The organism is Maribacter luteus (genome assembly GCF_009674825.1).
Classification (GTDB): domain Bacteria; phylum Bacteroidota; class Bacteroidia; order Flavobacteriales; family Flavobacteriaceae; genus Maribacter_A; species Maribacter_A luteus.
In genome coordinates this window covers 519,233-534,254 of the sequence record NZ_WKJH01000030.1, presented here as the reverse complement: position 1 = coordinate 534,254, position 15,022 = coordinate 519,233, and the positions used below count along the sequence as shown (strand labels likewise).

Here is a 15,022-nt window from a genome sequence, read left to right as displayed (position 1 = left end):
AATGATCGAAAGAGGAGGGGGAAAGATCATCAATATTTGCTCCATGATGAGCGAATTGGGTCGCGACTCTGTTAGTGCCTATGCCGCTGCAAAAGGAGGACTCAAGATGTTGACCAAGAACATGGCGACCGAATGGGCCAAGTTCAACATTCAGACCAATGGGATTGGACCTGGGTATTTTGCGACTTCGCAGACGGCTCCGATTCGTGTAGACGGACACCCTTTTAACGATTTTATAATCAGTAGAACACCGGCCGCTAGATGGGGGGAACCTGATGATTTGGCTGGGGCTGCTATTTTCTTGGCCTCAAAGGCCAGTGATTTTGTCAACGGGCATATTTTATATGTAGACGGGGGTATTTTGGCCACCATTGGTAAACCATCAAACGAATAATACAATGAAAGTAACCCGTAATAAAAATTTTATTTATTTAGTCTTGGCCTGTTTGGTTGCAGCTGCTTGTACCCAAAAACCTGAGGCATTGCCGAAGTTCATGGTAACGAATGACCTTAATATGGATCGCTCGTTCGAAACCGTGGAAATTAAACTAAAGGATATAAAATCTGAAGGCGAAACTCTTGATACTTCCAAAAACTACACCATTATCGATGCGGAAACGAAGAAAGAACAAGTTTCCCAGTTAAGCGATACCGATGGGGACGGTACCCCGGATGTTTTGTTGTTTCAGCCAGAAATAAAAGCGAATTCGACTAAAACTTATGAAGTTGTTTTAAAGGAAGGTCAGTCTCATAAAGATACGATTCCAAGCTGCTACTCCCGATTTGTACCTGAAAGAACCGATGATTATGCTTGGGAGAATAATCGGGTAGCCTTTAGGACCTACGGTCCCGTAGCCCAAAAGATGATAGAGGAGAATGTTCCGGGAGGAACCCTATCCAGTGGCATTGATGCTTGGCTGAAAAGGGTAGATTACCCCATTATCAACCGATGGTATAAAAAAGAATTGGAAACCGAAGGTACTTACCATGAGGATACCGGAGAGGGCTTGGATAATTTTCACGTCGGTTCCAGTAGAGGGGTAGGCGGTATAGCGGTAAAGGTTGATACTACCTACAGTTTCTCAAAGAATTTCACTAAGTGGAAGACGTTGGAAACCGGCCCCATACGTACAAGTTTTTGGTTGGATTATGCCCCTTGGCAAGCTGGTGATAAAACTATTTCGGAACGAAAATACATATCACTCGATTATGGTAGTAACCTATCCAAGTTCGTTATTGAGGTCACCGGAACCGATGAGGTTTCAGTAGGGCTAACCTCCCATGAAAAAGACGGGGAAATAAGCACCCAAGTGAATCAAGGTTGGGTAAGCTACTGGGAACCACATGGCGATTCTGAAATAGGAACGGGAATTGTTGCCGCTGAGGGCACTATGACGGCTTATGATAACTATATAACCAACAAAACAGATCAGAGCAATTTATTTGTCCAATTAGGGGTTGCTGATGGCCGTGTAACGTATTACGCAGGTTTTGGTTGGAAAAAAAGTGGACAATTTACCACTAAGGAAAGTTGGAATGCTTACCTAAAGGATTTTGCCCAAAAAATCAATAATCCTTTAAAAGTCAGTAAATTATAGTATTTGTAAATAGCGGCCTTGACACAAAAGTTGATTTCGATTCTCTTGGCCGCTATTTTTTTATATCTTCTTTTGAGAAGGAGGTTTTAAAAGTTTTGTTATTTTACAATAAACCCCATGTTGATCCTCCCGGCCAAGAAAAAGGTTAGGGCTTATCCTTTCCGTTAAGCATGGGTTTGTTATTGAAACGTTTTGGTTCCTTTCACCTCGATTCCGGATTTGGGATACTAATAAATTATTGGGTAAAACCATAATTCATTCGTACAATGCATCAAAAGTGCTATACTTTGCTTCCGTTCTCCTAGAAAGGCATTATGATAAATCGATATTTTTGATTGTATTATGTATGTATAAAACAATTTATGATGAGTTTATCGATTTCTCCCTTGAACAATCGTTTTTCAATTTCCATTATTTTCATTTCTTTTTTTATTGCCACTCTTTATTCCCAAAAACCATTGGAACATCAAAAAGATATGTTACAACAGTATTCTGGGGTTTGGTATAGCAGTATTGATGCCCAAACGGACAGTATATCGGCAAATCCGTTACTTAGGATGACCAACATCCCGACAATGGATAAAAGTGCCATGTTCGTAAATGTGGAGCAATGGGAAGATGGCGACTATGATCCTATACTTTCAGAATTCATTGGGTATGATATTAAGACTAATGCAATAATAGCAACAGGTCAAAATGGGTTGGGGGAAATGTTCCATGGTGAAGGAAGTTTTTCAAATCCGAACAATTGGCATATGGAAGATACCGATATGCTTGATAACAAAATCTTGCTTGTCGACTTTAAATTCTATGATCAAACCGATGTATTGGTAACAGGTACAACGCCAGAACATAAAGAACTTTGGTCTACCCGATACGTTAAACAGAATCCCAAGGACAAGAATATCGGTATCCAATTGGTTTCCGTACATAAGCAAATGCAGTTGGATCCTAACAAAACCTTACGGTTATTAGATCGGTTTGGTTATAGTTTTATAGAGACATTTGTTTATAAAGACCGTGGTTTTTATGGGTTTTCCCCGAGTGAATTTAAAAAAATGGTAAACGACAATCATTTGAAATTCAAAGGGTCCATGACTTTTTATGATTTGCCAAAAAATGGGGAAGACTGGGACAATGCATTGCAATGGTGGGCCAATTGTATTGATGACCATTTGGAGGCCGGGGTTGAATATTTGACCACCTCCAATACCAATTTAAAAAATCTGGATTCTTTGGAAGAATTAAGGGCCTACTGTCACTATTATAACATCATTGGTAAAATGTGTGCGGAAAAAGGATTGAAGTTTGCCTATCACAACCATGCAGATGAATTTCTAAAAATAGAAGGAAAGACTATGTATGACTTTCTCTTAAAAAACACCGATTCTGAGGTGGTATCCTTTCAGGCAGACCTCTATTGGATGCATGTGGGTAAGGCCGACCCTGTCGATTATTTAAAGGCATTTCCAGGAAGGTTTTTTAGCTGGCACGTTAAAGATTACCAAGAACTCGGGGAAAGCGGTAAGATGGATTTTACCCGTTATTTTGAATATGCGGGTATTGCTGGCCTTCAATATGTAGTTGCCGAGGTGGAAGATTATAATTTTCCACCACTTTTTAGTGTGGAACGCGCTTGGAGCTATCTTTACTACTCTATTTTGTAAATTGTAAATCCTTAAATCAATGTACTATCCTAACAAAAAGAACATTTTTTCGATTATATTCCTTATGGCTTTTATTAATGGGGCTTGGGCCCAAGATCAGTTTAAAGTTTTATTGTATACTAGGCAAGATGCCTGGCATTACGAAAGCATTCCGACAGCCATTGAAGCTTTCAGAAAGATGTCGGATCAACATCAATTCGATTTTTCATGGACCCAAAATGCAGATGATCTTACCCAAGACCTTTCGTCTTATGGTGCATTGGTCTTCTTAAATGCAAATGCCGATATATTAACACAGGAACAGTTGGCCGGACTTAAAACTTATATGAATGCCGGCGGCGGATTTGTGGGTATTCATGCCTGTTCCAATGGGGATATAAGAAAACCTTGGTTCGATAAACTTATTGGAGGGGTGTTTAAGGATCATCCAAAATTACAAACGGGTATAGTGCAAAATGTGGCACCATTGTTTCCGTCCAATCTACATTTGCCCGAACAATTTCTTTGGAGCGATGAATGGTATAATTTTAGCCATTTACAAAGTCAAGTATTACGTGTGGTGCTCACCGTTGATGAAAGTTCTTACGACCCTGCGATGGGTTATGATGAAACACCACTTGTGGGGATGGGTAAAGTACACCCAGTGGCTTGGTATCAAGATTATGATGGTGGCCGTTCTTTTTACACATCTTTAGGGCACAAACCAGAAGTTTTTTTAAGCCAAATGTTCTTAGACCATATTTATGGCGGACTTTATTGGGTTGTAAATGGCAAAAAGGCGAATAATGAATATTGAAAAATAGGCAAATTACCTACTTTTATAAAGAAGGTTTTTCGGGATGGTCTAATTTGATTTATGGCGGTATGAGTACCCAAGGATAAAATGTCTATTAATAGTAAGTAAACATAAAACCATGAAAACTTTAAAAATGCGCTTTAAAACAAGAGCAATGTCAATCAATTTTTATCTATTGTTGCTGTGTTTAACATTTGGCTATGGCCAAACACCCCAAATTACCTTCCCTATAGAAGTAGGGGTGAAACCGGAAAGTATAACCAAAGGTTTTAAGGGTAACTATTATGTGACCATAATGAACGGCAAAGAAGAAGGGGATGGTGAGGTGGTTGAAATTTCCGAGGATGGCGTTAAGGTATTCTCAACAGGTTTTAATGAACCAAAAGGTATCGTTTATTTGGACGGTCATCTTTACTTTTCCGATATCAACCGTATTTGGAAAGTTGATGAAAAGGGCAAGGCAACTATTTTTGTATCTAAAGACCAATTTCCCATAGAAGCCTTATATCTTAATGATGTCTCGTTGGATGTGAATAAAAAAGGAATTTACGTTGCGGACATGGGGGCTTCAAATTATATGCGTGATGAAAATGGCGATCTTTGGCCTTTGGAAAGTGAGCAGGCCAAAAAAATACCCCAAGTAGGGCGCATCTTCCATATTTCCAAAGACGGCAAAATTACCATTGAGCAAGATACTTCCCCGTTAATGTTAAACCCAAATGGCGTAGGGGTCGATAACAATGGAAACATTATGGTCAGTGCTTTTTTTCTTGGTAATTTCTTGGTGCATAAAGATGGCGAATTTAGACCATTGAAAGGGATTTTTCGGGGAGGTGATGCGGTAGAACAGGATAGTAAGGGGAATTATTATATAAGTAGTTGGGTACAAGGTAAGGTCTGGAAAATAAATGGGGAAACGGAAGAAGCCGAAGTGTTGGTGGAAGGTCTTCAGTCTGCCGCGGATTTTTATTTGGAAGAGGCCAATGGCCGATTATTATTGCCAGATATGAAGGCTGGTTTAATTTATTCGGTGGATATTGAAAAGTAAGAAGACACTAACAAAGGTTTTACTTTTAAATCACAATTTATTGTAATTGGCTTGTTTTTAGATATTTAGGAGAGCTGTGATTAGGCTGATTATATGCTTACCTATATAAAAGCCAATATTCGATATAATAGATAGCTAAAAGCTGTTCAGTTCAACGGGATATTACTTTAAGGTATAAAAAGGTTTGTCGATTAAGCGTTTTCACAAATTCAAATGAAAGAAACAGCATACATTTTCGCGTTTTGATATTTATGGAGATTGTTTTTTATACGATTGGGGTTTTAGTAAACCGAATTCGGTAAAACAAAAAAACGGAAATAAAATGTTAGGGGTAGTTTGTTTACATTGAAAAAAAATTAATTTTACGATTATTACCACGAATATGTAATAACCTACAATTTGCAAAATTTTTTCTTAGTTCTTGGTGTTTTCGGAATGGTATTGGCAATTTCCTTTTTTGCCAGAAAGTCCGTTAATAGATATTCCACCTTCTTTTTGGGGGCGTTTTATGCGATATTCTCTATTTATACATTTCAAACCTACGTTATTGAATCCGGTTTACTGTTGAAGTTTAAATGGTTCTACGTATGGCCACTTCCTTTGTATAATTTAATAGCCGTACCCATATTTTTTTATTTTTTAACCCTGATCAAAGATGAATTTGTTTGGCGTTGGAGGTATTTGCTAGTGTTTATACCCTTTATAATCGGTTTTGTTGATGTTGTGAATGTTTATGCCAAACCACAAGAGGTATATGATGTTATTATTGAAAATGCGTATGCAAAACCAGGGGAAAGACTTGCCGTGCAATATGGATTGTTTAATATAAACCAACATTATGCAATGCGCTTTCTATGGCAGTTTTTGGCCTTAATCAGTCTATTGCCTTTATTGTTGGATTTTATTCGAAACTTATTGATGGAAAAAGATCGTAAGTTGCTTATTTGGGTAATTTCTTTATATGTCCTATTTGTTTTAATGTCCTTATTGGCGACAATGTTCGCATTTGAAAAATTGCTGAAGATCGATTTCTTACGTTCTTCGGGACCAATTTTACAAACCGTCAATTTTGTATTTTATGTGGTGCTATTTGCCATAGGTATAATGCCCATTTATTTTCCTTCAATTTTGTATGGGTATCCTAGGAGCAAAAAAAACAGAACAGTATTGTCAACTGCACCGAAGCAAGAAGAATTGAAGTTCGGGTTGGATGTTGATGTATTGTTAAGTCAGTTAAATGGTATAAAAGAAAGTGGGGCGTTCTATGAACAGGATTTTGATTTGACAAGTTGTGCCAAGGCATTGGAAATACCCACACATCATTTATCCTATTTTCTAAATCAGCAATTAGGGCTCAGTTTTTCGGCGTATAGGAACAATGTGCGAATAGAAAAAGGAAAGAAACTTATTACCCTCGGTTATTTAGAGAGGAATACCATGCAGGCCCTTGCACAGCAATGTGGTTTTGCCAATAGAAGTTCTTTCAGTAAAACGTTTAAAAAGGTTACTGCGATGAACGTGACAGAATTCAGCTCAAATAGTTGATAGAAAAACATTCTTTTTTTTGGCATGAATACAGTCTTTTTATGTCAGATCAATCTAGTTTGTGTTTTACAAATCGATCGCAGTCGATGTTTGTCAGGTCGAGCGCAGTCGAGACCTTATTAGTCCTTTGATCGGAATGTTTTTCATTTCTACGGAGCGGACAGGGTCACCAATCAATATTTTTTATGGAATACTGTTAATCCAATAGCGCAGTCGATTTATGTTAGGTCGAGCGCAGTCGATGTATGTCAGGTCGAGCGCAGTCGAGACCTCAATTGTCTTTCTCAGGATTAAAATCTGAATGAGTGGCGTTTCTGCATTCCGCTAATATTTGGAGAAGGTCAAATTGGCCGTTAGCTAGGGCCAATTTCTTTTTCCCACTCCATTTTTTTATCTTTTTTTCAAAGTATATGGCCTGGACAACATCATTGAATTCTTGTTCAAAGATCAATTCTACAGGTCTCCTTTTAAATGTAAAACAGGTACTGTTCAATCCCATTTGATGTTCGTGGAACCTTCTTTCCACATCATTTGTGATACCGGTATAGGTTAATCCGTCGGAACAAAGAAGTATGTATACATAATAGGATTTCATAAGGCTGACCCGTTAAAAGGTCTCGACTGCGCTCGACCAGACAGGTTAACAAGTTAATGGTTTTTTTAATCATATGCCATTATGGACTGTAAACGAAAGGTGATTTAGGTTTTGTTATTTAAGGCTTACCCGTTAAAAGGTCTCGACTGCGCTCGACCAGACAGGTTAACAAGTTAATGTTTATTGGAATAAGAAGGTCTTTCGAGTGTATTTGCCAATGACCATATGGTGATATAATCCAAAAGAATTCGAGGTTTATCAGGTCGATCGCAGTCGATTTATGTCAGGTCGAGCGCAGTCGATTTATGTCAGGTCGAGCGCAGTCGAGACCTAAATAACCAACTAAAAACTATCATAAAAATTACCATCTTAAATGAGATAAGACCAATGATTTTTGCTCTGGAATCGAAACAATGCCCTTGGATTATCATACGGTTCCACTTAAAATAAACAGGTTAACCCGCTCATTTTTGACGCTTATTTTCCTTTTTGCGTGTCCAAATCGTATTTGGACACATATTTATAGGTAATTTTTTAATGCTAGGCGCTTATCAAAATGTTCCTTTTTTCATGTGGTTTGATAGCTATTTAAATTACTTGTTTACAAGTAATTATATTGTAAGAAACTTCTTTCTTTCTTTTCTTTTTATGGGCCGTTAACGGTGTCCAAATCGTATGTAGGCCCATATTCGCCAAGTTCCCTATATATCATTCTCTTTCATGCTCCGTTCTAAACCCATCAGAAATAAATATCGGCATTTTCCTACATAGAATGTAAAGTCGATAAAGTATGTACAAATCAATTAACAACCAATTAAATTATTTATGAAAAAGAATTTTACAAACCCCTTGCTTATCCTGCTAGCGTTTCTAAGCTTCGGCTTTCTGCAGGCACAAGATGACTTCATCACCACCTGGAAAACGGATAATGATGGAGAATCTAACAACAACCAAATTACCATTCCTACCGGTAATGGCACTTTTGCCTATACCGTAGATTGGGGCGATGGCAGTACCGATACTAACGTGTATACGGGTGATGCCACCCACACGTATGCAACTGCAGGCACCTATACCGTAAGTATCAGCGGGGATTTTCCGCATTTAAGAAATGATTATAATACAGATAGTGAAAAACTACTTACTGTAGAGCAATGGGGAAATCAAGTATGGGAATCCATGGAAAAGAGTTTTTACTATTGCTCCAATATGATAGTCAATGCTTCTGACGCACCCGATCTTACGCAAGTGACCAATATGAATAGTATGTTCGGTTACGCAAAATTAATAGATTCAAATATAGATAACTGGAATGTTAGTAATGTTACTGAAATGTCTAGAATGTTTGTCGGCGCTGAAACATTTAACCAGGATTTAAATAGCTGGGATGTGTCCAACGTTATCCTTATGGAAGGTATGTTTCTACAGGCTGATTCTTTTAATGGAAATATTTCCAACTGGAATGTAAGTAAAGTAACAACGATGGCCAACATGTTTATAAGCACAGCTTTCAATCAAGATATTAGTGGTTGGAATGTATCGAATGTTGAGGATATGGATGATATGTTTAATGATGCATCCAATTTTAATCAAAACATCGGGAATTGGAATGTCTCGAAAGTAACGGATATGGGGGGTATGTTTGAAGAGGCTACCAGTTTTAATCAAGACATTGGTGGTTGGAATGTAAGTCTTGTACAGGATATGTCCGGTATGTTCGCAGATGCTATTTCCTTCAACCAGGATATCGGTAATTGGGATGTAAGCAATGTAATATCTATGGGGACTTATTTAGATGAGATGGGGTTTCCGAGATCAATTTCAGGAATGTTTGAAGGAGCAGCTGCTTTTAATCAAAATATTGGCAATTGGGATGTAAGCAATGTTTTAGGTATGGGTGGCATGTTTGCGGACGCAACAGCCTTTAACCAGGACATAAGTGGTTGGGATGTTAGTAACGTAACGAATATGGGGTCTGTAGAGGAATTTATGATGCCATCAGGGTTTCGAATAGGTCAAGGAATGTTTCAAGGAGCAACTGCTTTTGATCAAGATTTAAGTACTTGGGATATTGGCCAAGTTACCGGGATGTACGATATGTTTAATAATGCAGGACTTTCCACTGCAAATTATGACGACACCCTAATAGGCTGGAACACCTTGGATACCGCTGCTGGAGAAACACAAAGACCAACAGGAATCACATTCGAAGGTGGTAATAGTACCTATTGCGAAGGTGTAACGGCAAGGCAGGATTTAATCAACACCTACGGTTGGACAATTACCGATGGGGGCAAGGATTGTTCTGAAACTGCCTTCGTCACCACTTGGAAAACCGATAATGAAGGGTCATCAAACGACAATCAAATTACCATACCCACCGGTGATGGCACCTTTGCCTATACCGTGGATTGGGGCGATGGTACTACCGATACTACGGTGTATACAGGCGATGCCACCCATACCTATGCAGCTGAAGGCACCTATACGGTAAGCATCAGCGGGGATTTTCCACATTTAAAATTTCCAGAATCCGGAGATAATGAAAAATTACTTACTGTAGAACAGTGGGGAACCCAGCAATGGCTGAGTATGTATTATAGCTTTAGCCGGTGTACAAATCTAATTATAAATGCAGCAGATTCCCCAGATTTATCCATGGTGACAGATATGAGGAGGATGTTTGCCTATGCTAGTTCATTCAATAGCGATATAAGCAACTGGAATGTAAGTAATGTGACCAAAATGGGTCATATGTTCTATTTTGCCACATCGTTTAATCAAGATATCAGCAGTTGGGATGTGAGCAGTGTGACCGATATGAATCTAATGTTTTTTCGGGCATCATCTTTTAATCAAGATATCAGCAATTGGGATGTGGGTAATGTGAGTAACATGTACAGCATATTCGAAGCAGCATCGAATTTCGACCAAAATTTAGGAAGTTGGGATATAAGTAATGTAACGGATATGGAGTATTTCTTCGACGATACAAGTATGTCAATGGAAAATTACGACAGCACCTTAATAGGCTGGAACACTTTGGATACAGCTGCCGGGGAAACACAAATACCAACAGACATTGTGTTTACAGCAAGACACAGCAATTATTGTGAAGCAGCAACAGCACGGCAAGATTTAATCGACACCTATGGGTGGGCTATTAACGATGCCGGTGAGGATTGCCCCTTCTTGCCTTTTATCACCACTTGGAAAACCGAAGCTGATAATGACAATATAGAGATTACCACAGGTTATGGCACCTTTGCCTATACCGTAGATTGGGGAGATGGATCCACAGATACTACAGTCTATACAGACGATGCTACACATGCCTATGCCACAGCGGATACCTATACGGTAACCATTAGCGGCGATTTTCCGCACCCAAATTTTTGGTCAAGCCCTGATGATGTTAATCGGGATAAATTAGTATCTATAGAACAGTGGGGAACCCAGCAATGGACGACTATGTATCAAAGTTTTAGGGGTTGTAAAAATTTGGAATATAATGCCACGGATGCGCCAGATCTTTCTTTGGTTACCAATATGTCTTATATGTTCGCCGAGGCAACTAAATTTAATGGGGATATAAGTGCTTGGGATGTTTCTAATGTTACTAATATGGAGGGAATGTTCTCTGGTGCCACATCATTTAACAAAGACCTTAATGATTGGGAGGTATCCGGTGTTGAAAACATGTTCGTTATGTTCGCTGAGGCTACGGCTTTCAATGGGGATATTGGTAATTGGGATGTGGGCAACGTTATTGATATGAGAGGAATGTTCTATGAAGCCACGTCATTTAACAAAGACCTTAATGATTGGGAGGTTTCCAGTGTTGTAAGCATGTCCTTTATGTTCCAAGATGCTACGGCTTTCAATGGGGATATTGGCAATTGGGATGTGGGCAATGTTATCGTTATGGAGGGAATGTTCGAGGGTGCCACATCATTTAACAAAGACCTTCATGCTTGGGATGTGGGCAATGTTACTAGTATGTGGTCTATGTTCAATGGGGCTACGGCTTTCAATGGGAATATCAGCAATTGGGATGTGGGCAATGTCACCAATATGAACAGTATGTTCTTGGGTGCAGCAAATTTCAATCAGGATATTGGTTCCTGGGATGTTGGTGAGGTAACCAATATGCAATCTATGTTTGAAGGAGCAATAGCATTTGATCAAAATCTTGGTAGTTGGGACATAGGTAGTGTTTTACTCATGGACGATATGTTTAAAGATGTCAAACTATCCACGGCCAATTACGATGACACCCTAATTGGGTGGAGTACTTTGGATACCTCCGTCGGGGAAACAAAAATACCAACAAATGTTGAATTCAGCGGCGGCAATAGCACCTATTGTGCCGGGGCAACAGCACGGCAAGAATTAGATGAAGACTATGGGTGGGAATTTAATGATGGCGGAGAGGATTGCCCCTTCATCACCACCTGGAAAACGGATTATAATGTTGAGTCAAATGATAATCAAATAATTATCCCCACTGGTGAAGGCACTTTTGCCTATACCGTAGATTGGGGCGATGGCATAACAGACAACACAATCTATACAGGTGACGCCATCCATACCTATGCAACAGCAGGTACGTATACCGTAAGTATTAGTGGAGATTTCCCTCATTTAAAATTCACAGAGTCAAAAGGTGATCATCAAAAATTACTATCTGTTGAACAATGGGGTACTCAGGTATGGGAGTCCATGAATTCTAGTTTTTACTCTTGTTCCAGTATAATATTCAATGCAACAGACGTACCAAATCTTTCTTCGGTAACCGATATGAGTTATATGTTTTACGCTGCTGTTCAATTTAACCAAGATATTGGTAGTTGGGATGTGAGTAACGTAACTGATATGAGTTATATGTTCGCTGATAGCCATTATTTTAACCAAGATATTAGTAGTTGGGATGTAAGTAACGTAACCAATATGGGGTATATGTTCTATAGAGCATTGACCTTTAACCAGGATATTGGTAATTGGAATGTGGGCCATGCTACCTCGATGCAAGGGATGTTCCATTCCACGAATGATTTTAATCAAAATATTGGTGGCTGGGATGTAAGTAGTGTTGTGAATATGTCAAGTATGTTCTCTTCAGCAATTGCTTTCGACCAAGATATTAGTGATTGGGAGGTATCCAATGTGACAGATATGGAAAATATGTTCGATAGTGCAGGACTTTCCACAAAAAATTATGATAGCTTATTAAATGGTTGGGCCGATTTAACCCTGCAAAATGGGGTGTCATTTAGTGGAGGGCATAGTATTTATTGTGCTGGGTCCACTGCACGCCAAAATATTATCGATACTTATGGTTGGACAATTACCGATGGAGGGGAAGATTGTACCTTGCCCTTTGTTACAACGTGGAAAACGGATAATAATGGGGTTTCCCTGGATAATCAAATTTATATAAAAACGGGAGATGGCGACTTTGCCTATACCGTAGATTGGGGAGATAACACTTATGATGGAAGCGTACATACGGGCAATGTTTCTCACTCTTACGAAACACCAGGTACGTATACCGTTAGTATTAGAGGAGACTTTCCGCATTTAAAGTTTGATTTAAATAGTAGTGATAGCCGTAAATTACTTTCGGTAGAACAATGGGGTAGTCAGGTTTGGGGGTCTATGGAAAGTAGTTTTGCCTACTGCAATAATTTGGAGGTCAATGCCACAGATGTACCTAACCTTTCTATGGTGACAGATATGAGCTCTATGTTCAATAGTGCCTATAAATTTAACAAAGATATTGGCAATTGGGATGTGAGCAATGTAACCAATATGTCAGAAATGTTTTCGGCAGCATCTTCTTTTAATCAGGATTTAAGCAATTGGGACGTAAGTAATGTAACCAATATGTCTAGTATGTTCTATTATGCACAAGCTTTTAATCAGGATATAGGCAATTGGAAGGTGTCGAATGTTACCAATATGTCAGGAATGTTCTCTAATGCATCTGTTTTTAATGGAAACATTGCAGGTTGGAATGTTAGTAGCGTCATTGACATGAGTCGCATGTTTGGATTCACGGATTCTTTTAATCAAGATGTAAGTAATTGGGATGTGAGCAAGGTTACCAAAATGTCAGAAATGTTCTATTATGCATCTTCTTTTAACCAGGATATAGGGGGGTGGAATGTGGCCAATGTTACCAATATGGAGAGAACGTTCGCTAATGCTCAAGCTTTTAATCAGGAAATAGGCAATTGGGATGTGAGCAAAGTTACTGATATGTCAGGAATGTTCTCTAGTGCAGAAGTTTTTAATGGAAATATTGCGAATTGGAATGTTAGTAGTGCTATCGACATGGGTAGTATGTTCGAATGGGCGAGTTCTTTTAATCAAGATCTAAGTAATTGGAATGTGAGCAATGTAACCATTATGGATTATATGTTTTATGGTGCAAAATCTTTTAATCAGGATATAAGCAATTGGAATGTTTCCAATGTGACCAACATGTTAGAAATGTTTAGGGGAGCACGTGAATTTGATCAAAATTTAAGTAATTGGAACATTGGAAATGTGACCGATATGACCGGCATGTTTGAATATTCAGGTTTATCAGCCACCAACTACGATAGTCTATTGAATGGCTGGAGCGCGCTGTCCTTGCAAAACGATGTCCCCTTTGGAGGTTATACCAGTTATTGTGAAGGTGAAACCGCTCGCCAAAGTATTATTGATACCTACGGCTGGACCATTACGGATGCTGGTCTAAATTGTAATGTTGATTCGGATGAAGATGGTGTATCAGATGATATGGATAACTGTGCGGATACCCCTGCTGGTGAAACGGTAGATGCCAATGGTTGTTCCGATGGCCAGAAAGATAGTGATGGTGATGGCACCCCTGATGTGGAAGATGCCTTCCCATTGGATGAAAACGAGGAGACCGACACCGATAATGATGGTACAGGAAACAATGCCGATACCGATGATGACGATGACGGCACCCTGGATACCGAAGATGCTTTTCCATTAGATGCAAATGAGGATACCGATACCGATGGTGACGGTACGGGGGATAATGCCGATACCGATGATGATGACGATGGTGTTTTAGATGAAAACGATATCTGTGCAAACACACCGATCGGTGAGACTGCAGATGCAAATGGTTGTTCCGATAGCCAAAAAGATGCCGATACCGATGGTGATGGTATCGACGATACCTTGGATATGTGTCCAGATACCCCAGCTGGCGAAACGGTAGACGCTGAAGGCTGTTCAGAGAGTCAAAAAGATTCCGATTTTGACGGGGTAAGCGATGACGAGGACCAATGCCCCGATTCCCCTGAAGATGAAACAGTGGATGCAGAAGGCTGTGCAGCGAGTCAGAAAGATGATGATAATGACGGGGTCACGAACGATATGGATCAGTGCGCAGACACTCCAGCTGGTGAAACTGTGGATGCGGAAGGTTGTAGCGACAGTCAGAAAGTAGACGATAGCGTTGAAATACCCGCAACAGTTGTTTCTGCCCAGGCCTTTACCCCGAACGGCGATGGTATCAACGATGGTTGGGTCATAAACGGAATCGAAAATTACCCGAACTCAATCGTAAAAGTTTACAACCGATGGGGCCATGAGGTATTCTCGGCAATAGGTTACCAAAATGATTGGGGCGCTATTTATAACAATAAAAGCGAGAAGGTACCTACGGGATCCTACTATTACATCATTAACTTAAATGATGGTTCAGCACCACAAGACGGCTGGATTTTTATCAACTACTAATAAAAA

8 protein-coding genes are annotated in these 15,022 nt (G+C 39.4%); 7 read left to right on the top strand and 1 reads right to left on the bottom strand.

Translation table 11 applies throughout. The features are described from left to right. From GJ691_RS19455 to GJ691_RS19430, 6 genes are all read left to right on the top strand, one after another. A partial coding sequence (locus GJ691_RS19455; protein WP_154370049.1) for an SDR family oxidoreductase occupies positions 1 to 394 on the top strand: 394 nt, incomplete at its 5' end. Between the two features lie 4 nt (positions 395 to 398). Next, positions 399 to 1,598, top strand: coding sequence for a DUF4861 domain-containing protein (locus GJ691_RS19450; RefSeq protein WP_154370047.1), 1,200 nt, complete (start codon positions 399 to 401; stop codon positions 1,596 to 1,598). Between the two features lie 362 nt (positions 1,599 to 1,960). Then, positions 1,961 to 3,265 carry a sugar phosphate isomerase/epimerase family protein gene (locus tag GJ691_RS19445; protein ID WP_154370044.1) on the top strand — a complete coding sequence of 435 codons (1,305 nt, stop codon included), beginning with the start codon at positions 1,961 to 1,963 and terminating at the stop codon, positions 3,263 to 3,265. 19 nt (positions 3,266 to 3,284) lie between these two features. Next, entirely contained in the window at positions 3,285 to 4,061 is a 777-nt protein-coding gene (locus GJ691_RS19440; RefSeq protein ID WP_246200231.1) for a ThuA domain-containing protein, read from the top strand. Positions 4,062 to 4,179: 118 nt separating this feature from the next. Then, positions 4,180 to 5,109 (top strand): SMP-30/gluconolactonase/LRE family protein, encoded by a 930-nt coding sequence (locus tag GJ691_RS19435; protein ID WP_218944472.1) that lies wholly within the window; start codon positions 4,180 to 4,182, stop codon positions 5,107 to 5,109. Positions 5,110 to 5,508: 399 nt separating this feature from the next. Further along, on the top strand, positions 5,509 to 6,654 hold the full coding sequence (locus GJ691_RS19430; protein ID WP_154370041.1) for a helix-turn-helix domain-containing protein: 1,146 nt from the start codon (positions 5,509 to 5,511) through the stop codon (positions 6,652 to 6,654). Positions 6,655 to 6,925: 271 nt separating this feature from the next. On the opposite strand, the gene GJ691_RS19425 is transcribed toward GJ691_RS19430, so the two are convergent. Then, positions 6,926 to 7,249 carry a GIY-YIG nuclease family protein gene (locus GJ691_RS19425; RefSeq protein WP_154370038.1) on the bottom strand — a complete coding sequence of 108 codons (324 nt, stop codon included), beginning with the start codon at positions 7,247 to 7,249 and terminating at the stop codon, positions 6,926 to 6,928. A gap of 825 nt (positions 7,250 to 8,074) precedes the next feature. On the opposite strand from GJ691_RS19425, the gene GJ691_RS19420 reads away from it, so the two are divergent. Continuing rightward, positions 8,075 to 15,016, top strand: coding sequence for a BspA family leucine-rich repeat surface protein (locus tag GJ691_RS19420; RefSeq protein WP_154370036.1), 6,942 nt, complete (start codon positions 8,075 to 8,077; stop codon positions 15,014 to 15,016). Positions 15,017 to 15,022: the final 6 nt, after the last annotated feature.